At 41.7% G+C, this 21,698-nt stretch carries 20 protein-coding genes and 3 pseudogenes; 13 read left to right on the top strand and 10 right to left on the bottom strand.

Annotation, left to right across the window (positions count from 1 at the left end; translation table 11 throughout):
- Positions 1-178 precede the first annotated feature (178 nt).
- Together A3712_RS27940 and pyrE are read left to right on the top strand one after the other, a co-directional pair.
- Positions 179-504 (top strand): annotated as a pseudogene (locus A3712_RS27940) (recombinase family protein); the annotation flags it as partial.
- A 529-nt stretch (positions 505-1,033) separates the two neighbouring features.
- Complete coding sequence (gene pyrE / locus A3712_RS20800) at positions 1,034-1,564, top strand: orotate phosphoribosyltransferase (RefSeq protein WP_063524978.1); 531 nt, start codon at positions 1,034-1,036, stop codon at positions 1,562-1,564.
- Positions 1,565-1,721: 157 nt separating this feature from the next.
- On the opposite strand, the gene A3712_RS20795 is transcribed toward pyrE, so the two are convergent.
- Positions 1,722-1,979, bottom strand: coding sequence for a helix-turn-helix domain-containing protein (locus A3712_RS20795; RefSeq protein WP_063524977.1), 258 nt, complete (start codon positions 1,977-1,979; stop codon positions 1,722-1,724).
- A gap of 39 nt (positions 1,980-2,018) precedes the next feature.
- Here A3712_RS20795 and A3712_RS27540 point away from each other — a divergent pair, with 39 nt between their 5' ends.
- From A3712_RS27540 to A3712_RS20770, 6 genes and pseudogenes are all read left to right on the top strand, one after another.
- Positions 2,019-2,168: a hypothetical protein gene (locus tag A3712_RS27540; RefSeq protein WP_157618829.1), complete on the top strand. Its 150-nt coding sequence runs from the start codon at positions 2,019-2,021 to the stop codon at positions 2,166-2,168.
- Between the two features lie 135 nt (positions 2,169-2,303).
- Complete coding sequence (locus A3712_RS20790) at positions 2,304-2,708, top strand: putative signal transducing protein (protein ID WP_063524890.1); 405 nt, start codon at positions 2,304-2,306, stop codon at positions 2,706-2,708.
- 415 nt (positions 2,709-3,123) lie between these two features.
- The gene (locus A3712_RS20785; RefSeq protein ID WP_063524889.1) at positions 3,124-3,861 is read left to right on the top strand and encodes a helix-turn-helix domain-containing protein; all 738 of its coding nucleotides are present in this window, start codon (positions 3,124-3,126) and stop codon (positions 3,859-3,861) included.
- Positions 3,862-3,871: 10 nt separating this feature from the next.
- On the top strand, positions 3,872-4,231 hold the full coding sequence (locus A3712_RS20780; RefSeq protein WP_063524888.1) for a hypothetical protein: 360 nt from the start codon (positions 3,872-3,874) through the stop codon (positions 4,229-4,231).
- 182 nt (positions 4,232-4,413) lie between these two features.
- Positions 4,414-6,270, top strand: coding sequence for an MFS transporter (locus tag A3712_RS20775; protein WP_063524887.1), 1,857 nt, complete (start codon positions 4,414-4,416; stop codon positions 6,268-6,270).
- Positions 6,271-6,348: 78 nt separating this feature from the next.
- A pseudogene (locus tag A3712_RS20770) lies at positions 6,349-7,055 on the top strand (IS5 family transposase); the annotation flags it as partial.
- Positions 7,056-7,210: 155 nt separating this feature from the next.
- Here A3712_RS20770 and A3712_RS20765 read toward each other — a convergent pair.
- The 4 genes from A3712_RS20765 to A3712_RS20750 form a co-directional block, all read right to left on the bottom strand.
- Positions 7,211-7,450, bottom strand: a complete 240-nt coding sequence (locus A3712_RS20765) for a hypothetical protein (RefSeq protein WP_063524886.1) — start codon at positions 7,448-7,450, stop codon at positions 7,211-7,213.
- Positions 7,451-7,541: 91 nt separating this feature from the next.
- Positions 7,542-8,312, bottom strand: coding sequence for an SDR family NAD(P)-dependent oxidoreductase (locus A3712_RS20760; RefSeq protein ID WP_063524885.1), 771 nt, complete (start codon positions 8,310-8,312; stop codon positions 7,542-7,544).
- Between the two features lie 393 nt (positions 8,313-8,705).
- The gene (gene safD, locus A3712_RS20755) at positions 8,706-10,076 is read right to left on the bottom strand and encodes a sulfoacetaldehyde dehydrogenase SafD (protein ID WP_063524884.1); all 1,371 of its coding nucleotides are present in this window, start codon (positions 10,074-10,076) and stop codon (positions 8,706-8,708) included.
- Positions 10,077-10,093: 17 nt separating this feature from the next.
- Positions 10,094-10,849: a sulfite exporter TauE/SafE family protein gene (locus A3712_RS20750; RefSeq protein WP_082856284.1), complete on the bottom strand. Its 756-nt coding sequence runs from the start codon at positions 10,847-10,849 to the stop codon at positions 10,094-10,096.
- A gap of 271 nt (positions 10,850-11,120) precedes the next feature.
- Here A3712_RS20750 and A3712_RS20745 point away from each other — a divergent pair, with 271 nt between their 5' ends.
- Positions 11,121-12,506 carry an aminotransferase family protein gene (locus tag A3712_RS20745; protein WP_197465880.1) on the top strand — a complete coding sequence of 462 codons (1,386 nt, stop codon included), beginning with the start codon at positions 11,121-11,123 and terminating at the stop codon, positions 12,504-12,506.
- Here A3712_RS20745 and pdxR read toward each other — a convergent pair.
- Entirely contained in the window at positions 12,490-13,980 is a 1,491-nt protein-coding gene (pdxR, locus tag A3712_RS20740; protein WP_063524881.1) for a MocR-like pyridoxine biosynthesis transcription factor PdxR, read from the bottom strand. The two genes, A3712_RS20745 and pdxR, sit on opposite strands and share 17 nt — an antisense overlap.
- 160 nt (positions 13,981-14,140) lie before the next feature.
- Here pdxR and A3712_RS20735 point away from each other — a divergent pair, with 160 nt between their 5' ends.
- Positions 14,141-15,715 (top strand): alanine/glycine:cation symporter family protein, encoded by a 1,575-nt coding sequence (locus tag A3712_RS20735; protein WP_231891852.1) that lies wholly within the window; start codon positions 14,141-14,143, stop codon positions 15,713-15,715.
- A gap of 67 nt (positions 15,716-15,782) precedes the next feature.
- On the opposite strand, the pseudogene A3712_RS28735 reads toward A3712_RS20735, so the two are convergent.
- Both A3712_RS28735 and A3712_RS20730 read right to left on the bottom strand, forming a co-directional pair.
- A pseudogene (locus tag A3712_RS28735) lies at positions 15,783-16,180 on the bottom strand (transposase); the annotation flags it as partial.
- Positions 16,181-16,297: 117 nt separating this feature from the next.
- A complete protein-coding gene (locus A3712_RS20730; protein ID WP_063524880.1) occupies positions 16,298-17,062 on the bottom strand; it encodes an SDR family oxidoreductase in 765 nt (254 codons plus the stop codon).
- 555 nt (positions 17,063-17,617) lie between these two features.
- On the opposite strand from A3712_RS20730, the gene aphA reads away from it, so the two are divergent.
- On the top strand, positions 17,618-18,307 hold the full coding sequence (aphA, locus tag A3712_RS20725; RefSeq protein WP_063524879.1) for an acid phosphatase AphA: 690 nt from the start codon (positions 17,618-17,620) through the stop codon (positions 18,305-18,307).
- 297 nt (positions 18,308-18,604) lie between these two features.
- On the opposite strand, the gene A3712_RS20720 is transcribed toward aphA, so the two are convergent.
- On the bottom strand, positions 18,605-18,880 hold the full coding sequence (locus tag A3712_RS20720) for an HU family DNA-binding protein (protein WP_063524878.1): 276 nt from the start codon (positions 18,878-18,880) through the stop codon (positions 18,605-18,607).
- Positions 18,881-19,627: 747 nt separating this feature from the next.
- Here A3712_RS20720 and A3712_RS20715 point away from each other — a divergent pair.
- Complete coding sequence (locus A3712_RS20715; protein ID WP_063524877.1) at positions 19,628-20,335, top strand: DUF445 family protein; 708 nt, start codon at positions 19,628-19,630, stop codon at positions 20,333-20,335.
- A gap of 109 nt (positions 20,336-20,444) precedes the next feature.
- Here A3712_RS20715 and A3712_RS20710 read toward each other — a convergent pair whose 3' ends face one another.
- Positions 20,445-20,933 carry an Lrp/AsnC family transcriptional regulator gene (locus tag A3712_RS20710; protein ID WP_061031933.1) on the bottom strand — a complete coding sequence of 163 codons (489 nt, stop codon included), beginning with the start codon at positions 20,931-20,933 and terminating at the stop codon, positions 20,445-20,447.
- A 278-nt stretch (positions 20,934-21,211) separates the two neighbouring features.
- On the opposite strand from A3712_RS20710, the gene A3712_RS27935 reads away from it, so the two are divergent.
- Entirely contained in the window at positions 21,212-21,382 is a 171-nt protein-coding gene (locus tag A3712_RS27935) for a hypothetical protein (RefSeq protein ID WP_197465879.1), read from the top strand.
- The last annotated feature ends 316 nt before the right edge of the window (positions 21,383-21,698 follow it).

The following is a 21,698-nucleotide window of genomic DNA, read 5'->3' as shown; positions in this document are numbered from 1 at the left end:
TATTCATCACTGAACGAAGTTTTATGGCAAAGTCGCTTGGTGATCACATAGGAGTACTTGGATTTGAGACTCACTTTTGAACACAAATTTGCTCGTGGCTTTGCTAAATTGGTTATTTATGAATAAATAAGGGTATGTAAAGTCGTTTAACTTAGTGCCCAGTATTGGTCGTGCTGTTCATATTGCACTGGCCCAAAAAATTTCTAATGAGTTCACGCACTCAATGATCAAAGCCATCAATAACATGATGATGGACATGTTGGCTGCAATTTCTCGAAAAGATTATGAAGACAGACGCCGACGCCAAAAACAAGGTATCGAGAAGACTAAGAAAGAGGGAAGTATCAAGGAAGAAAGCCAGATTTAGAGCTGCATGAAAAAATCTACAAGCTTAGAGTGGGTAACCAGATGAGCATTAATGAGACAGCCAAAATGATAGGCGTCTCAGCGAGAACAGTTGTACGTGTCGTTAAGAAGATGAATGCTCAGCGCGAAGGTGAATAGGTATGCATTGCTTGTCACTAAACAGTATGTATTGTAATTCGTCAGCGATGGTATCTATCAAATTTTGCATGCAAAATTTGGAGGGGAGGGTTAGTAAAATTAGTTACAATTTCCATCGGTAATTAGGCTAACGACAAAGTCGCTTGGTAGTTAAGGTACGACAGAATCGCTTGGTGATCACAGCTAAATTAGTTGATTACCAAACACGTCTTTGCCCCAAAGTGTGTTTAGAACGTATGAATTAAGCATGAGAACTATTGTGGCAACAGCTTGCTGGCAAATCGTCTAACCCTTATTCGTACATCAGGCTGGAACATATTTTGCCTATCAATTCATGCTTTACAGAAAAATCTGTATTTAGTGATGTAGGTACGGAACTGTAGAACTTAAAGTATTGTTATTCATATAAAAACAGATGTATTGTTTACGTCATTAAGATACTAGACAGAATAATTCTATATTTAAGTACAGAATTATTCTGTCTAGTATAGCTGTTATAACCCTAGTATAAAATTGAAGGAGAATGTCATTGAACAAGGAACAGTTGGCTAAAGAAATCTACGAAATATCAAATATTAAGGGCAGCTTTAAGTTACGCTCAGGTGTCACTGCGACGGAATACTTCGATAAATACTTGTTTGAATCGAACCCACAAATTTTACAAGCAATCGCAGAGCACTTGGAAGAGGTTTTGCCTTCAAGTTTTGACCAATTGGCTGGTCTTGAAATGGGCGGAATTCCAATAGCTACGGCACTCTCTTTAAGAATTCAAAAGCAAGTTTTATTCGTCCGCAAGGAAGCTAAAGAGTATGGTACGTGTAAGTTAGCTGAGGGCGGCGAAATAGACAATCAGGAACTTTTGATTGTTGAAGACGTTGTAACTTCGGGTGGAGCAATAATTGACGCAGTTAACGAATTACGTGCTCGTGGTGCTATTGTCAATAATGTCGTTTGTGTAATTGACCGAGAAGGTAGTGGCAGAGAGAACTTAGAAAAATTGGGTCTTAAGTTTAGCCCTCTCTTCACAAAGTCAGAGTTAGAAAAAGCGGTCGGGTTATAACAAACGTTTAAGGCTCAAGCTACTTTCTCTAATGTTCACGGAACTAGTTAGAGCTTCGGCTCTAACTCACTTTTGTCCAATAATGAGTTACGATTAGTTAAAAGTCGGTGTTCTAAACTCTTAAAGAGCACATCAAATATACCGGCACAGTGAAGCTTCACCTGCCTTGTCGTTGAGAGGCTGTATCTTTTATTTTGATAGTGAAATTACTACGACTAATGCCCAATAACTTCGCGGGTTTTGCTTGATTACCACGAGTATGCACAATTACGGCTTTAAGAGCTTCATCTTTGACCATCGCCATGACCCAGGAAACGTCGGTATTTTGGGCTTTATCGAGCAACATAGGTTCAAGATAGATTTGTAAGTGTTTGAGGATAGCCTTGTGGCTAATGACTTTATTATCTTTGTTCATTGAGTGGGAGTGAGGCTGTTGAAAGATTGAAGTATATATATGGATATTTCTAATCGACCTGGGCTCATGCTTATAAAACAAGCATTAATCCTAGAAACGTTACTTTCTGATGAAGCACTTGAGGGGGTTCACCTTGTCTTCGGTTTCAAAATTCATGAGCTAGACAGTGAAATATTGAACAAGTTATAAGTGAGTCATTTAGAATCTATAAGCTTTTGTGATGATAAGGTTATCGACCCCACAGCGTCACAATCGAGAAATGGTGACTGTTAGGACTTTAGCTCATTCGTGGGGGCATTATGTCTATACCTTTAGGAGAAATTCATGATTGTAGTAGCAAGGTTTTCTTTTCCTCATGAAGCCCATATTGCCAAAGCTAGTCTAGAAAGTGCTGGTATTAAAAGCTTCATTGGAGATGAACATACGGTGAATACACAATGGCTATATTCGAATGCAATTGGAGGTGTTCGATTAATGGTTTCAGAAGAAGACTTAGAGGAGGCAACCGAAATTCTTAATGGTGATTTTTCTGAATGCCTAGAAAGTCACTCTCAAGAAATAGGAGAAAAGCTAGACATTTGCCCTCACTGCGGAAGTAGTGACTTATCTGCCTATACAAAGGGTAAGCGGCCAGCGTTTCTGGTGTTCATATTGTTAGGCTTTCCTCTGTTTTTCTATAAACAGGGTTATAAGTGCAATCAGTGTGATGAGTTCAGCGAAAAACTTTGAGTCATGACTTAAATAGAAATGTAAGCAAAGCCATAAAAACAAGAAGAAGTAAGTTAAATGGTTCAAATACTGATTTTATACCTGTCTTTCTAGCTGAGTTAGCCACTTTCTTTCCAATCGATAAAGACGATAAGTACCGAGCATATTGAATCATGTGAGTTACATTTTGCAACACTGCAAAAGGGTTCTTTTCCCCCAATTAATCGCAATTATCACCGACCAGATAAATAATTAGTCCACACTCATCATTGGGTCGATTTCTTTTAGATTAACGCTGTCGTGTGTAAGAATATCCAGCTTAGATTGAACAGTATCAACTGGATACAGCGCTTGAGATAGTCGAATATGCGAATCGAGAACATTAAACAGTAAATCAATCTCGCTAGAATAATTACACTGAGGAGTAAAGGTTAATATGTCAGAAAGTCAAGACCTTATCAAAGAACTCAAACGCCAACTCAAGCTGTATGGCTTGCACTATGTCGATGTTGCACAACATTTGGAGTTAAGCGAGGGCTCCATAAAGCGCTTATTGGCAGAAGGCAGTCAAATTAGCCTCGATCGATTGGAGCGTATCTGTCAACTAATTGGTTTGGAGATGTCTGAGCTATTTAAGCTGGCTGCGGCACACAACAAAGGGCTGGAGTCGCTCACGCTAGAACAAGAAAAACAGCTGGTTGATGATAAAGGCTTATTGTTGGTTGCGGTTTGTGTGGTCAATGGTTATCGCTTCGAGCAAATCATCGAGCAATACACCTTTGATGAGTTAGAGCTGATACAAAAGCTCGCCCAACTCGATCGTCTCAATATCATCGACTTGCTGCCAGGTAACAAGATTCGCCTGCGTATTTCCCCGACTTTCCGTTGGCACACAGGTGGCCCTATTCAGCGTTTCTTCCAGCAACAAGTTCAAGAAGCTTTCTTCCAGAGCTATTTCTCTGCTGAAGATGAAAAGCTAGTGATGGCAACGGGCTTAATGAGCTTACCAACTAACAAGAAGATGCAGCAGAAGCTACAAAAGGTCATTGATGAGTTTTATCAGACCTGTCAGAGCGACGATTCACTGGATATGAACGAGAAGCACGGTACCTCTCTGGTGATTGCGATGCGTCGTTGGACATTCCCGCTGTTTAACCCTTGGGAACGCAAGTAGGTACTACCTGATGCTCGATAAACTCAAAAGCTTATCGGTCAAGACGAGACCTATTCTCCCTTTATTCATACTCATTGCCTTTGCTGGTTTTGCGGTGTTCATTGCCACACTCTTGCAACTTTCTGATGTGGTTGGGGAGTCTTATCTTATTCCGAGTGGCGTAACGGCGTTGTGGGCACTTGCCGCTTGGGTGATGTTCTCAAGCTTTCAGCATGTTCCTGAACTTACACCAAGCCTCGGTTTTTTCAAACGAATGAAAGTTCGCTTGGTGCGTCTGTTCTTTTATCTCATCACCTTGGGCTTTATTGGACTGTCTGGCTTTATCTTGTTCGTTACATTGAGAATGCTCAGCGTCTGGTTCCGACATTAAGCTAATCTCGTAACGTATAAAAGCACCTATCCGTTCAATGTCTCAAGTTAATGAAACCAGAAGTATCGCAAAGTGTTACTTTTGGTTTCTCATAACGTAACTCTTTTCTTTACGCTGGTTTCCTAAAGCTCAGCCATTAAAGTGCTCCCATCTCAACGCGATTTTGCCCCTACGGAGCCAGCATGTTTCTTACTAAACGATTCTTCCCCTATTTCGTTACTCAGTGCCTTGGTGCACTGAACGACAATATCTACAAAAATATTCTCTTGCTGATGGTGACCTACAGCCAAATTGATTCACTACCGATGTCGGTCGATCTTTTTGTTAACCTTGCGGCTGGCTTATTTATTCTTCCCTTCTTTCTGTTTTCAGCTCACGCTGGTGCGATTGCCGACAACATGGACAAAGCTAAGCTAATCCGCCGCTTAAAACTTATTGAATTGGTGATCATGAGTTGTGCTGCGACGGCTATCATGACGCAGAGTGCTATCCTAATGCTGGGACTACTCTTCATGACTGGCGCTCAATCGGCTTACTTCGGCCCTGTGAAATACGCTCTACTTCCTCAAGCGCTAAAATCGGATGATCTAGTTAAAGGTAATGCTTGGGTTGAGATTGGGACTTTCCTTTCTATCCTGATTGGTACATTAAGCGCAGGTCTTCTGCTTGCAGTTCCAAACGGCATGATTATCGCCTCTTGCATTGTAATTACGCTTTCACTTCTAGGCTTTTTAAGCAGCGCTAACATCCCTTCTCTGCCAAGTAAGAAAAGTGACAAAGTAAAATTCGAACCTATTACTGGTTTGAAGAAAACACTCAAACTGGCAAAAAAACAACGCGGTATTTGGATGTCTATTCTCGCGATCAGTTGGTTCTGGTTTATGGGTGCGACTTACCTAACTCAATTCCCGAACTTTGCTCGCGAACACCTATTTGCAGACAGCACTGTGGTTTCTCTGCTGTTAGCTCTATTCTCAGTTGGAATCGCGACGGGTTCATGGTTGTGTGAAAAGCTGTCTTTCAATCAAGTTGAACTGGGTATTCTACCATTTGGTATTTTGGGCTTAACGATTTTCAGTGCCGACCTTTTATGGGCAGTACCTGCAATCGAATCTTTCCCAAGTCAATATTACGATGTACAAAGCTTTGTTGCTCAGTCTTCGCATATTAGAGTGATGATCGACTTGTTCTTGGTGGGTGTGAGCGGAGGTGTATTTATTGTTCCCCTTTATGCGTTTATCCAATCGCGTTCAGAAGAAGGCGAATGTGCTCAATCTATTGCGGCAAACAACATCATGAATGCACTGTTTATGGTCGCTTCCGCTGCTGTTTCTATCTTGGTGTTAAGTGTTTTTGAGTTCTCTATTGTTGAGCTATTTGCGATTTTGGCCGTCGGTAACTTCATCGTAGCCATCTATGTTTACCGTCAAGTACCTGAGTTTACTCAGCGCTTTATTAGCTACTTGCTAAGCCACTGCCTGTACCGAGTTTCGGTAACCGGTCGTCAGCATATCCCGGAGCAAGGCGCTGCCCTGATTGTGGCAAACCATGTAAGCTATGTGGACGCTTTGATTCTAATGGGTACATCAACCCGCCCAGTTCGATTCGTGATGGACAAGTCAATCAGTGAGCTACCTGTTCTTAAACACGTTTTTCGTCATGCTGGAGTTATCCCAATCTGCTCTCCACGCAAATGTGCAGAGACTTACAAAAGAGCTTTCGAACAGATTGAGCAAGCGTTTAGTAACGATGAAGTAGTTTGTCTCTTCCCTGAAGGCCGTTTGACCTCAAATGGTGAACTGGGCGAGTTCAGACCCGGTGTTGAGAAGATTTTAAAGAGAAGATCTGTACCCGTGATTCCAATGGCGTTAAAGGGCTTATGGGGCTCTTTCTTCAGCCATAAAAATGGACACGCGTTAACTAAGCGCCCGACTCGTATTTGGTCTCGTATCGAGGTCAATATTGGTAAGCTATTACAACCAACCACGTTAGATCGCCATTTGTTACAAAAAGAAGTGCATGATTTGCTAATTCGCTGACAGTAGTGCTATGGAGAATTTAGTAGGATAAAATTAGCGTCATAAATCTAGGAGATATTATGAAAATCATCATCTTAAGCGCTGCAAGGTTTTCTAGACTCCGTATTTAAGCTGGCTAACATTCCGCTGGTTGGCCCACACTACACCTGTATAAGCCGTCGATCTAAAGATGTTGAGGTTTCATTTAAAACTAAAACCAGAAGTGTGATACAAAACCTAGCCATTGATGTCACTGGTCTCAAGGTTAATGGCGAAGGTGAATGTAAAGTCAAGAAGCATAGAACTGACGGGATACGCAGAGTATGGCGTAAGCTGCACATCGCAGTAGATACAAGCCCCCACGAGATAGCACAGCAGAGCTGAGCTTATCTCACGTAACCGATGCCGAAGTGCTCCCCAAGTTACTCATGCAGACACGTCGGAAAATCATTGAGATATCAGATAATTGCGCTTATGACACAAGGATTTGCCATGATGCCATACTGATCAAGCGAGCTGTTCCGCTCATCCCGCCAAGAGAAAGGGCAGCCTTCTGGGAACAAGGGCATGTTCGTAACTTAAGGGTGGGTTGCCAGAAGCTCTGCGGCTCCAACAAGAAGTGGAAAAAGCGGTATGGCTATCACAAGCGCTCTCTATCCGAGACCGCAATGTACCGAGTAAAGCAGCTGCTAGGTGAAAAATTAATCCTGGGGAACTACAATGCTCAGGTGGGTGAAACCTATGCGATTATAAAAGCGTTGAACAAGCTTACTGGATTAGGTGTGCCTAAAACTTTATCGTATTGACTAAGAAATACAAGAAACGGGCGACTCTATCTCTAAGCTGAATTACTTAACAAAGCCAGTCCACATTATTACCTAGTTCGCACCAATGCTCCCCCTAATCACAAAACGAAAAAACTGCACCCGACGGCACAGTATTTTCATGGCATGATTTAGCGTTAATCACGACGACCTTTCAATTGGAATTTTTGGTCATGTGAAGCATTCGAACTAAATTTCAAACCGCCATTAGACGCTTTATTTCTTCCTTTAAGAATAAAATCAACCTTGACACGCTCTACCTTTACTTGATTGCCTTTGCTCGTTGTCGTATCAATAGTTCCTGTATAAGCCCCATCTGCAGCAAAAACAGTATTCATTGAAGTAGCCATTAATCCAAGTGCAATTATCTTACGCATACATTAGCCTTTCTATTTCTAATTTTTATTCGTTTGGTTACAGTATTTCTTTATTGAAACAACTGCCACATCTTGAAAAGTCGTAAATAATTTAGTTTCGACCCGCCATAACGCCGCCATCGACATTTAGAATCGTGCCCGTTACCCAAGAAGACTTATTCGATAGTAGGTACTCAATCGCGTCAGCAACATCGTCTGTAGAACCAATTCGACCGATTGGGTGGAAGTCGTTAAAACCTTGTAGTGCAGATTCAATCTCATCTTCAGCGATGAATGACTTATAAATTGTCGACATTACGACTGCTGGAGCCACTGCGTTTACACGTACACCGTGGTCACCTAGTTCAATGGCCAAGTTTTTTGTTAGTGCATGTAGTGCCGCTTTCTGCATTGAGTAAGCTGAAGAAGGCGTTGCTTTAATTGCTTGGTGTGCCCACATAGAACCGATGTTTACAATTGCGCCACCACAGTGCTGTTTCATATTTTTCGCAACAGCTTGTGTAATGAAGAAGAAAGCACGGTTCATATCTAACTGAAGGTCGTAATCTTGCTCAGAATGCTCTAGGAAATCGACAGGTTTGAAGAAACCAGCCGCATTCACCAAATAGCCAATGTGACGTTTTTCTGCATTCAACTGTTCAATAAAGCTTTGAACAGCAGAAGGGTCGTATAAATCAACCTGAGCCGTTTCAACATGACCATTCGTAGTTGATTCCAGTTCCAATTTTGCTTCAGCAAGATTCTGTTTGTCATGAGAGAGAATCATTACAGGCACACCAGACTTAAGCAGTCGCTCTGCTGTTGCTTTACCCATACCAGAAGAACCGCCAACAATTAGTGCAATAGAAGATGTGTTAAACATAATGAAATCCTTAATCTAAAAACTACCTACCAGTAGATAGGTTTCTTATTCAAAAAAATGGAGGAGTAGTAGAGACCATCTCCTCGTCAGTGGGTGTACTTTAAGATCGGATCGGTTTCACGTCAACAACTTTATCTACCTACTGATAGGTAGGTGGGGTTGCTTTGAATAAAATCACTTACTTATCATGTATATAGGTTATAAAATTATTTTTATAAAAATGAGTATCGCTCTCAAAATCGAAGCCTGTGAAGTATTGTCCGATAAGCCCGTTAAAACTTCACGGGCTTTAATTTAGAGAAAAACGAGTTACCTTTTGCTTAACTTCCCCATAAATGAGTGAAGTTGCGTAATCTAATGTCCAAACTACATCTACACACCATAGATAAATATTTATAACACTAGCGTTTTAGTAACAGACATTTCTCTTATCGCATACTTTATTCCTTCTCGACCAATACCACTATTCTTCACCCCTCCGAATGGAAAGTGCTCTGCTCTAAATCCAGGACCGTCATTCACCGCAAGAGTCCCCACATCTAGCTCATCGAACAACCTATTTATTGTTCTCAAGTCATGAGTAAATACACCAGCCTGAAGACCATAATCACTACTATTGATAATAGGAATAATCTCATCGATAGACGCAAACTCACGCAATGGAATAACCGGGCCAAACACTTCCTCTGTCATCACTGGGCTATCATCTGGCACATTCTCTAATATGGTCGGAAAAACAATATTGCCTTCTCTTTGTCCACCAAGAACAATGTGGGCGCCCATTTTCACACTTTGATCAATCACATCTTGTATTTGAATAGCGGATTGCTCGTTGACAAGCGGCCCGACAAAAGTCGCTTCTTCAGCAGGATCACCTATAACAAGCTCACTGCTCGCGCTCAACAGTGAGTCACGAAATTCATTATATATGTCTTGGTGGACAAACAAACGTTTCGCAGCAGTACAGCGCTGACCTGCCGTAGCAAAACGCTGTTGAATAGCAGCATTAACCGCAGCTTCAAGATCTGCATCAGGCATGACAATGAGTGGATCACTGCCTCCTAATTCAAACAGCATTTTTTTATAACCTGCGTGGGCAGCGATAGCTTCAGCCGCTGGATGACCTCCGGTGAAGTTCACCGCATTAACGTCTGGATGACTCACTAGCCCAGCCATTTGATTAATATCTGGCACAAGAAGCTGCAGCACTTCTTTTGGGATGCCCGCTTCGTAGCAAAGCTCGACCAACTTTGCTGCTGAACCATGGTTAATCGGTGCTGGTTTAAAAATAATCCGGTTGCCTGCAGCAAAAGCTGGGCCAATTTTGTGCATTGCTATATTAATAGGGAAATTAAAAGGTGTAATACATAGCACGGTACCGATAGGAGTGTAACGAACAACACCAGTTTTGCCTCTCGCAGGTGCATAGGCATCAGAGTCCAGCACTTCACCTTGGATTTGACGTGCTTCTTCACTGCAAGCAATGGTGGTATTAATAGCACGCGTCAACTCGATTCGGCTATCTGCGATCGTTTTTCCTGTTTCTTGCGTTATCATTGATGCTAAAGATTCAGCATGGGTTTCTAATAAACCCGCTAATCTACGCAAAATATCAGAACGCTGAAAAGCCCTTAGCTTCGACTGTACTTCACGCCCCTCATGAAGGATGGCAAAACAATTTGCAATTTCTTCTTTTGAACTAAAGTGAAATTGACCAATGCTCTCTTGTGTATAAGGGTTTTTTACCTGATAAGCCAATGTCATAAGTCTTTCCTATTATTCTAGTTAAGGTGTATGGTGATAACTTGATAGGCCAATTGCCCGCCAGATATTAGCAGTGCCCACCACATCAAACGTAAAAATAAGGCTGTGTTTACCTTAGTCAGTAGAAACACTCCTAGCTTTGTTGCTAAAAAAGCAGCCAGAGCAAAAATTACAATCAGCCCAGCATTGTCAGAGAATGAAAAGCCAAGATAGAGAAATGCCGGTATTTTGGTTAAGTGGACAAAAAGCTGCATGATAGACTTGTTGGCAACAATACTTTCCTTTGACAAATCATCACGCATGAAAAATGCCGTAAGCAAAGGGTCAACTGCACCCGCAATAATTCCTAAACTTCCTGCTGCCAGCCCTACCCAAAAAAAACTCCGATCTTTTATCTTTAACATCGGCAGTTTCTTGGGTTTAAACAATGTATAAGCAATCAGTATTAGTAATAGATATAAGGCAAACAAATCACTTACTAGCTCAACCAGCAATCTGGTCGTCAACGCAGCACCGATCAAAGCACCAATACAAAATGGTATGCACATTTGGGCAGAAACTTCACGACGCAATAACCAAGCACGAATGCCATTCCCCACAATCTGAATGGATGCATGAATTGCAATTAATGGCCTCACGGGAATGAATACACTCATGCCAGTGAACATCAAGATACCACCAGCACTCCCTGTCAAGCTCGATAGCACGGAAGCCAAAACCACCACCAAGGTAGTTAAAGCTAGGGTTGTGGTTGACAGAGGAATAACATCCATTGCTTATTTTTCTACCCAGTCATAAACAGAACCATTAATGTAGGTGACCTAACCCATTGAGCGTAGAGCCAACAAGCATTTTTTTTGGTACCAGAACTGGACTTAAAAACTGTCCACATCTGGCTCTACTCAACTCGTCACATTGGTCTGTAAACTTTATTCACACGCACAACACCTTAACTAAGCAAGTGGTGAGTTAACCTGACCTAATGGTTCATTCATCGAGCATCAAAGTTAAGCCGTTATAAAAAGTAGTAATCTTAAGGAGCTGATGATGAAGGACATGGATATTCAATCACTGGTTGACAGCAACAATGAGCACGTCTGGCACCATATGAAGCCACACCAAGCTACGCCTATGATGATCGAAAAAGGCCAAGGTATGTATGTCTGGGATGTCCACGGCAAACAATACTTAGATGCTGTCTCGGGTGGCGTTTGGTGTGTCAATGTTGGCTACGGCCGCAAAGAGATCGCGAATGCCGTTAGAGACCAATTAGTGACTATGAACTACTTTGCTCAAACCGCTGGTAACCTGCCCGCTGGGCGCTTTGCCAAAAAGCTCCTTGAGAAAATGCCTGGACTAAGCCGCGTTTATTACTCAAACTCTGGTTCTGAGGCCAACGAGAAAGCATTTAAACTAGTAAGGCAAATTGCTGCAAAAAAATATGGCGGAAAAAAGTACAAGATACTTTATCGCGAGCGTGACTATCATGGCACAACGATTACGTGCTTAAGCGCAACAGGCCAAGAAGAAAGGCGCGATCAATACGGGCCATTTACTCCTGGATTTGTTAGCGTACCTCACTGCTGTGAGTATCGTTCTCAATGGGGCGAAATGGAAGATTATGGTCTTAAAGCAGCCGATGAAATTGAAAAAGTAATACTGAGAGAGGGACCTGATACCGTTGGCGCTATTTGCCTTGAGCCTATTACGGCAGGAGGCGGTGTTATTGAGCCACCAATTGGCTACTGGCAACGTGTACAAGAAATATGTCACCAATATGATGTACTACTGCACATCGATGAAGTCGTATGTGGCCTTGGCCGAACTGGTAAGTGGTTTGGCTATCAGCATTACGGCATACAGCCTGATATCGTCACTATGGCTAAAGGTGTTGCATCAGGTTATGCCGCTATCTCATGCACGGTAACCACGGAGCGTATTTATCAATTGATCCATGATCAAGATACAACCAGTCGTATGGATTTTTTCCGCGACATTTCTACGTTTGGTGGTTGTACTGCAGGGCCTGTCGCTGCACTAGCTAATCTAGAGATCATAGAAAGAGAAAGCTTGGTCGAAAATGCACGGATACAAGGCGAATACCTGAAAGAAAAGATGCTTGAGTTACAGAAAAAACACCCCATTGTCGGTGATGTACGTGGTAAAGGTCTCTTCGTCGGCCTCGAGATTGTAACAGACAAAGAAACCAAGCAACCTGTTGATGAGAGTATAAGTGCTGCCATTGCGGCTAACTGCCTAAAACAAGGCGTTATTATTGGCAGAACGAATCGCTCATTCCAGACACTCAATAACACCTTGTGTTTAAGTCCTGCGCTTATTACTCAGCAATACGAGATCGACCTGATAGCACAAGCGATCGACAAGGCACTGACAGAAGTAGAAGAGAAGATACTCACGCCAGCGTTGTAGTCGAAAGCACTTGATCAACCGCATACGATAAAAGACGGACTCCATCTCGAATACGGTCCGTCTTTATCAAAGAAAACCCCAACCTGAAATATCGGCTTGCCTCATATTCGTTATTGGACAGTTGATGAAAGTGCTGTATTCCAGTCTCGATATACACACCATGTTTTAACGCTTCTCTTTGTAAACGGACACAGTCTAAACCTGGAGCTCCTTTAAGCCAAATCGCACTTCCGCCTAATGATGGTGTTAATTCCACGCTAGGAAGAAACTCTTGTAAGGCTGTTTTTAGCACCTCATAGCGCTCAGAATATCTAAGCGTCAGTCTGTGTACTAAAGTATCGTGGTACCCACCAGCTAGAAAAAGTGCTAATGCGCGTTGATTATTCGATGGAGTGTGACGCATCATTAATCGCCGCAGCGCACGAGCTTCACGTATTAAGGCTTCTGGCCCAACCAAGTAGCCAACTCTCAAGCCCGGAGCAAGTGTTTTTGACAAACTACCTATATAAATGACCCGACCTTCATTATCTAGACTCTTCAGTGCCGGAGTTGGCGCTGAATGAAAATTAATCTCGCATTCGTAATCATCTTCGATAAGCACAAGATCATGGTCAGCCGCTTTTTGCAACAACTTAAGGCGACGCTCAAGCGGCATGGTGACAGTTGTAGGTGATTGATGGCTGGGCGTTACAAATACATAGTCACAACCATCCATCTTTTGGTTCACGACCAACCCACCTTCATCTACGTCCAACTCACGAAGTTGTGTTTGGTTAAGATCAAAAATGTGACGAACATCGGAATAACCGGGAGTCTCTAACCCGAGACAAGCGTGATCGCCACCGAGCAATTGACTCAGTAGATATAATGAATGCTGGGTACCCACCGTAAGCAAGATCTCATTTTTGTTACAACGAACCCCTCGGCGAGCAAGAATACGAGTCCTAAGTTGATCAATTAATAACGAGTCATCTTCATCGAAACGGTCTTGAAGCCACTCTTTTGCATGCAAAGTCTGTGCAGCTCGCTGAGTGCACTCGCGCCATTCCCTAACAGGAAAAAAATCAGGGTCAGGTTGCCCATAAATAAATGGGTATTCACACTGCTTCCAAGCATCCGGTTTATAAAAAAGATGTTGCTGAGACGGCATAAGTTTAAGCTTCTTATCCCAATTAACATTCGATCCTCTTGACGGTAAAGAGGAGTGACTTGCCACTAGATTCTCGTCATAAGTAGAGTGGACGAAGAATCCTTTTCTCTCTTTGGCAATTGCATACCCTTCCTCAATCAGCCTCTCATAAGCAAGAACCACAGTATTACGGGAAACTCCAAGCGTTTTTGCTAGCTCTCGACATGAAGGTAATGGTGCACCTGAACTAATGTGACCATCGAGAATGCTGGAGGTGATCATATTCTTAATCTGAGTTTGTAGACTGGCACCTTCGTCAAACTCCATGTAAAACAAATGTTTCATTTTATTATAACTATCAACAATTTAGCAACTTACTGGCCCCATTTTTAACATACTTCTGGCTCTAATAGTATTCGGATCTTTTATCTAAGATGAATCCTATGCCGTTAATAACGCAGGACTTTAAGCAATGCATCTACATCCACTTAATCAAGCCTTTCGAGTGCTAGCTTGGTTTGTACCATTAAGTTTGTCTTCTCCCGCTTTGGCCACAAACTCTGCTCAAGCACTTAACTTTGATCAGCAAGTCAATTCCATCATTTCTCCTATCGCACACCAACTCTCTTCAATCGTTTTCTACAAAATAAACTTATTCGGTTACTCAGTGCCCATCATTGTTCTCTGGCTAAGCGTTGCCGCTGTTTTTTTCACCTTTTATTTGAATTTTGTTAATTTACGTGGTTTGGCAACAGCATTTCGATTAATTAGAGGCGACTACACCAACCCAAGAGCAACGGGGGAAATTTCTCACTTTCAAGCTGTTGCCACTGCAATATCAGGGACCGTCGGGATTGGTAATATTGGTGGCGTCGCCGTAGCAATCACTATTGGCGGACCAGGCGCAACTTTCTGGCTTATCATGGCTGGCTTTCTCAGTATGTCGACCAAGCTGGTTGAGTGTACTTTGGGTGTAAAGTACCGAAAAGTAAATCCAGATGGCAGTATTTCAGGTGGCCCTATGTACTACCTTGAGCATTATTTAAAAAGTCGTAACTACCCGACTTTAGGTAAATGTTTAGGAAGCTTTTATGCACTTGCTCTTGTTATTGGGTGCTTAGGAATTGGCAACATGTTCCAATCAAATCAAGCCTATTCACAGTTACTGGTTATCACAGGAGAAAGCCAAAGCTTCTTTGCCGATAAAGGTTGGCTGTTTGGTTTGATTATGGCGGTGCTAGTAGCTCTAGTCATTCTTGGAGGTATCAGTTCCATCGCTAAGGTAACCGCCAAACTTGTTCCGATCATGGCTATTCTCTATGTGATTTCTGCCTGCATTATTCTTATCAAAAGCGTAGAGCACTTACCAAGTGCTGTATCACTCATATTCTTACACGCTTTTAGCCTAGAAAGTGCCACTGGTGGTGCAATTGGAGCCATCATAGTTGGATTCCAGCGGGCGGTATTCTCTAATGAGGCCGGAATAGGCTCATCATCCATTGCCCATTCGGCGGTACAAACAGAGGAACCGGCTTCTGAAGGCCTAGTTTCCTTGTTTGAACCACTGATTGACACCGTTGTTATTTGTACTCTGAGCGCCCTGGTGGTGATTTCTACTGCTTATCCAGCCGGCCTGATTAATGGTGACCTTGTTGGTATTGAATTAACTTCGGCTGTCTTTGCACATCATTTTACTTGGGCCCCTTATCCACTAGCAATTGCAGCTCTGTTATTTGCTTTTTCAACTACCATTGCATGGTCATACTATGGGTTGAAGGGGTGGACGTATCTCTTCGGTGAGAAGCGTCACTCAAAATTTTTATTCAAACTTATGTTCTGTTGCTTTGTTGCTATAGGCTGCATGCTCCATCTCGATGCTGTACTGATGTTCTCTGATGCCCTAGTATTTCTAATTGCGTTGCCTAACGTCATCGGTCTTTATTTGTTTGCCCCATTAGTTAAACATGAAGTCGAAGACTATCTAAACCGAATTAAGCTTGGAGAGATCGTAAATTACCGTCTTCTAGGCAATAGCCTAGATGATCAACCAAGCCATAAAACTATGACATCATCTGACTAATCGCGCTTTGAGACAGTAGGGTAAATATCGTCGAGAGGTCGCGACTGACATTAAATCACTTAATCAGCACCGAGCCCGTTACTTTTGATATCTGCGTTGGTGAGAAATCAGCATCATACATTTCCTTGAACGTTGCGACGATTTCACGTGTGGCCATGCCCTTTGCGTACAAGCTTAATATATTGTGGTCCCTGGATTGAAAGTGAGTTGGGTGTTTGCGGACGAGTTGAGGCTAAAAACTAACTTCACGATCGCGAGGATTAACTTACCCTATTAGCCGTTGCGGGAGTTGGAACTCACTCTAAATTCTTGGTTTTGCTATCCAAGGTGCTCATCGAGTTCAGCGTTTAAGGCCGTTTCAACGGTCACCTTGGTTAACAGTTTTCAAGAGTCATCAAGATCAGACTCTGTCTTAATTGACTTTGCTGCTTCACGAGCAAAAGCTTCAAGTGCTTTCTTAACCATATTGTCGATCTTTAACCTTTGAGGCTTAAGTCTAGACAGCTACACAGAATTCTAGACACTCTCAAAGGAGCCGTTGAAAAGCTACCTCTGAGTCCATACAAGTTTAAGATAATTCAATCAATACGCCTTGTTAAAACCACCATCTAACAAAATATTTTGCCCTGTCATATGATTCGCTAATGGACCTAACAAGGCAACTATAGATTCTGTAACATCGTTTACCGTGGCATACTTTTTCAGTGGGATATTTGCAACTTCACTAACCATAAATTCTTCAAAGCTGACCCCTTGAGCCTCTGCTTTATCTCTCATCTTTTGAGTGTAACTCTCAGTCATGACACCTCCAAGTGAAATAGTGTTCACAGATATGTTCTGAGAGGCTAAATACAACGCCATCGTTTTTGCTTGTCCAACCCAAGCACTTCTCAGACAATTATTTGTAGAATAATGTGTTAGAGCACTCTTTGAGCTTAGACCGGAAATCAACACGATCTTACACCCACTGTTTAATCGTGAGTGATTAACAAGCTTTTTGATAAGCCTCAAAGGTAATATAAAATATTTTTCGTACAAGTCTCTCCAAGCCTCATCGTCCGGAAATACACTATTAGAAGGCGGAATCCTTGGAATGATAAAAACTAATCCATCCAGCCCACCAAACTCAGTAATGGAGTCTGCACACAGGTCGATAGATCCTTTGTCGAAGAAGTCCAGGTGATGTGCCAGTACACTATGATGCCCTGATGTGACGACGGTATCGACAATATTGTCCAATTTAGCTGTATCTCGAGCGGCAAGATAAAGCTCGTTGTCTGCAGCCAATCTTTTAGCTAGAGCTGAGCCAATATTACTGGTAGCACAAGTGATCAATATTTTTTTCATTTTTTGACCCAATTTAATTATGAAAGAACTTTCAATAATGTGGTTTCTGATTGATGACTTGTTTCAAGTTCCACTAATTTAGGTTTAACTTAAAGGAAGGTTTGGTATTTCTATTTGTTTTCCTTGGTTTGAATGTCATCAGAGCTATGATGCTGGCATACATTATAAAACTCAATTTACATCAATCTGTTATGTGAATCGAAATATAATTTAGAGATAGAACTTCGGAAGGTTTCAGTACGGACACCTCAAGATACGACTTAAATCAATTCGATTTACATCAATGTTCACCAAACGGTAAGTTCATCAGATCTAAAAACTTCAGGACAAAAAGTGAATAGATAACATGGGTCAACGAGACTGTCAGTACCATTAAATAAACAGCACACCACACTAGGCACACTTCTAAATCGACAACGATGAAACACAGGATTTCAAGACACTTTGAAAAGCCATTAATAAAAACTAATTTTGAGCGAATGCACAGCATAATAAAAGATGTAAGATCGATTGAAACCTAAACCACAAGCATACAAACTCTTACTAGGATTAAAAATGAAGACGTCTACCATCATTGTACTTAGCTCACTTTTTTCGGTATCAGTACTCGCCAATACTAATGCAACCATAGATATGCATACTCTTTCAAAACAAGCACCAACGCATTACTCGGATATCAGTTGGACAACTGTTGACAAGATTGCTTCAGAGCTTCCTGAGCACCCAATTAATGTTGGTTTAGATATTGATGATACTATGTTGTTCTCAAGTCCTGTTTTTCATTACGGTAAACAAAAATATTCTCCGGACTCTTTTAATTACCTAAAGAACCAAGATTTTTGGAATGAGGCTTCTACGGGTCTTGACCGTTTTTCTATACCAAAAAAGTCAGCGGTAGAAATAGTATCAATGCACCTAAAACACGGTGATACCATATACTTCATTACTGGCCGCACTGCTCCTCAAGGACAAGAAACTATTACCGAAACCTTACGCAATATTTTTCCGAAAGAATACAGGGAACAAATTCAACCCGTCATATTCTCTGGCTCTTTAGATAAGGTAAAACAACTTAAAATGGCAAAAATTGCTCAATACTACGGTGATTCAGACGAAGATATCACCAGCTCTCGTGAAGCAGGCGCAAAAGCTATACGCTTTCTAAGAGGCGCACAAACAACCTATACTCCGCTGCCTCAGGCAGGTAGGTATGGCGAAGAAGTTCTAATCAACTCAAACTACTGAAGTGGGTGTGACGTCTCTTAGACTGAATTCAAATCACGCGTCATAGCGAGTGCTTTCTAACCATAGCGATGGCTTCGTTTGATTGTGAACAAAAGAAGGTTATGGGACACCCAAGTAAGATAAGTAAGCATGGATGATCAAAAGTATACAGACCGTTGCTTACATGATTGTCCTACGTTGAAGAGCAGGTAAGTGTTAATAATAATTGGACTCGTTAAACTAAAAAGGCTGCCTTTTGACAGCCTTTTCTTGATGTGTGTTTTTACTAGCTGAAGTTAGAATTTAGGTAAATTCGCACTAAGCGTTACATTCCGCCTTCAGTTTTGTTCCAGCTTTAAATGTCGGAACTTTTGCCGCCGCAATCGTTATTTCTTCACCTGTTTTAGGATTACGCCCTTTACGTTCAGCACGCTCGTTAACTCTAAATGTACCAAATCCGACCAGCGCAACTTCATTACCATTAGAGAGCGCATGGCTCACACTTTCCATAACAGCTTTCAAAGCCTTTTCAGCCTTCGTTTTTGATATATCCGCTGACAGCGCAATTTGATCAACTAGTTGAGACTTATTCATATGCTATTTTTCCTTAAATAGTGGTATCACTACTTATTGTTTAGTATCTGCTGACAATTAATGCAAGAACAAAAATGGAAATTTCTAAATATAGCCCAACACTCGATCTGTATGTTTTTTATACGATTTGTATTATAAAAGTGCCAAACATAAAATGTAGTTCTATGATATTTTTGGCCTATTGTGAGTTTGTCTTTTATATAACAACCTAACCTTACAGTTAGCCCTGGTATAGAAATCAGGAAAGGTATGAAGCCAATATATATTCTTTGCACCATTAGACATCACTCAATCAGTGTAGAGAGTAAATTTCCGGTAAGATGATAACCGCCTCGATAGGACATTCTGCAACGACTTATGCTTGTTCCGAGAAGATATGCGCCTTCCTTTGATGGTATTAGATTTAAAAACTGAAGGCTTTTATGGCGTATTATCTTGCTCAAAAATAGTAGCGATTAATTTATATGCTATTTTAAAAGTGCGGCGCACTTCACACCAATTTGCTGCATAGAGGTAAATTGCACATGGCAGAATGTCATGTTGTAATTATATAATGACTTTAACAAACCAAGGCGGCTTCGCTTGCGCGTTCTGGAATAAGGCTAGACTTCGGGGGGAGGCTAGCCTTTCTTATGCCCGTATATCAGCGATTTTTCTCACCAGTTCCATTAACTTCATCGATCCTTTTGTTTTTTTCTTGATGTTTTTTTCTTAAAATGCGCGCAATATTCTTTTTAGAGATCAACCATGAACAAAAGTGTCTTAACTAACCTCATAGCGTTAGTACTGCTTGCTGGCGGCTATGCGACAGCAAATCAATACCTACTTTACGCGGGCCTATTCGCATTTTCTGGTGCCATCACCAACTGGCTTGCAATTCACATGTTGTTCGAGAAAGTACCCGGCCTATACGGTTCTGGCATTATTCCAGCGCGTTTTGAAGAGTTCAAAGCAGCCATCAAACAACTAATGATGGAGCAGTTCTTTACTGAAAGTAACATCGACCGCTTCCTAAGCAGCGAAATGGGCGGTGGCCAATCACTGAACCTAGAGCCTGTGATTAAGAAAATCGATTTCAATCCTGCATTCGATTCACTGGTTAACATTATCGAGAACTCACAGTTTGGCGGCATGCTAGCAATGTTTGGTGGTACAGAAGCATTAGAGCCAATGAAGGCACCATTTGTTGAGAAGATGCAAGAATCTGTCATCGAAATCAGCAAGAGTGATTCAGTGAAAAATGCCATCAAGGAAGAACTAGAATCACCAGCAATGATGGATGAAATCAAAGAGAACATCGAAGCCATCATCGACCAGCGTTTGAATGAACTGACACCGAAGCTGGTAAAAGAGATGGTTCAAACCATGATCAAGAAACACCTTGGCTGGCTTGTCGTTTGGGGCGGTGTATTCGGTGGTGTAATCGGTCTTATTTCAGCGGCGATTACACTATAAAGCGTTTATGACTGCACTTATCTGATTGCTCTTTCTAGCAGTCACAAAAATGGAAGCTCACTAGCTTCCATTTTTTATATCTATCAAAACTGGCTCAATCCAAGGGGCGCTAATTTAAAGTCGCTAACAGCTCAGGGTTCACACCAAAGCCCTTTTTATGCTCTTCAATCACCACTTCACTGCGCGTCTGAATCACACCAGGTAAGGTCCCGAGCTTGGTAGCCATAAATGCTTGGTAAGCCTTCATGTCTTTTACCCGAACCTTAATCATGGTGTCGAAGTCTCCAGATAGCGAATAACACTCTTCCACCTCTGGCATCATTTCCACAGCTTGGGCAAATTTATCAAAGATTGAAAAACTGGTTTGGTCGAGACGAATATGGATAAACACTTGAACATCGAGCCCCAACTTCTCGGAACACAGCTCTGCGTGGTAACCCGTGATGTAACCCTCTTTTTCTAATCGCTTCAATCTGTCAGAGCAAGGAGAGGTAGTTAGGTTAACTTGTTTGGCCAATTCAACTACAGGCAAGCGCCCTTTCATATGTAGAATTCTTAGTATCTCTTTATCGATACGATCAAGCTGATGCTGAGACATAACATTCCTTAAACATTCTAAATTCGGCTCAGTATATTCCATACCTAAGGCGATCGAAGAAAACCCCGCTCACACATTTAAAAACTAAACGCACAAGTCGCATTCACACTAAATATGAATCCATACAAACCGATAACAAACTTCAAAGATCAAACTCTGGTTATTAACAAATTATTATAGAAATGACCCGATAAACAAATAAGTTGAGCCAGAAACGAAAGAAAGGATATATGGCAAAGTTAATAATATAATTATCAAAGAGAAAGGATAACTCTATTATGAAAACACAAGAACTCGCATATAAACCCTACGGTATCGGCTCATGGACACACGTAACAGTGTCAAAAGATGTGGCTCAAGCACTCGCCAATGAATACTCAAACTACGGATGGGAAGTAAAAATTGATGGCAATGCCATTAACAGCGATATCGCGCTTAAAGCGGCCTAAATGACAAAAAACCTCCCAAACGGAGGTTTTTTTGATATGGGTTAGTAAGCACTTACAATCAACTAAGCTAAGCCAACCTGGGGAGCTGAACTTCCAGTTTCACAACGGCAGTTGCATGTACGACAAAAGTGCTGCGTTTCCATATCGTAATATAAGTTTCCACTAAACAGCTTTGAGGTCCATTGCAACACACGACCAGAGGCTGTCTCGGGCTCTGATTCACAACGTTTCATTATAGACTTATGTAGTGTTGTTTTTTTACATCCTTTGCAATAGAGATCAGGCGTACCTTTGTCCTATAGGTCTTTAGTGATTA

It is taken from the genome of Vibrio sp. HI00D65, assembly GCF_001635455.1.
GTDB lineage: Bacteria > Pseudomonadota > Gammaproteobacteria > Enterobacterales > Vibrionaceae > Vibrio.
Note: the sequence above shows the minus strand (reverse complement) of the source record. Positions and strands in the feature narration are given on the sequence as shown.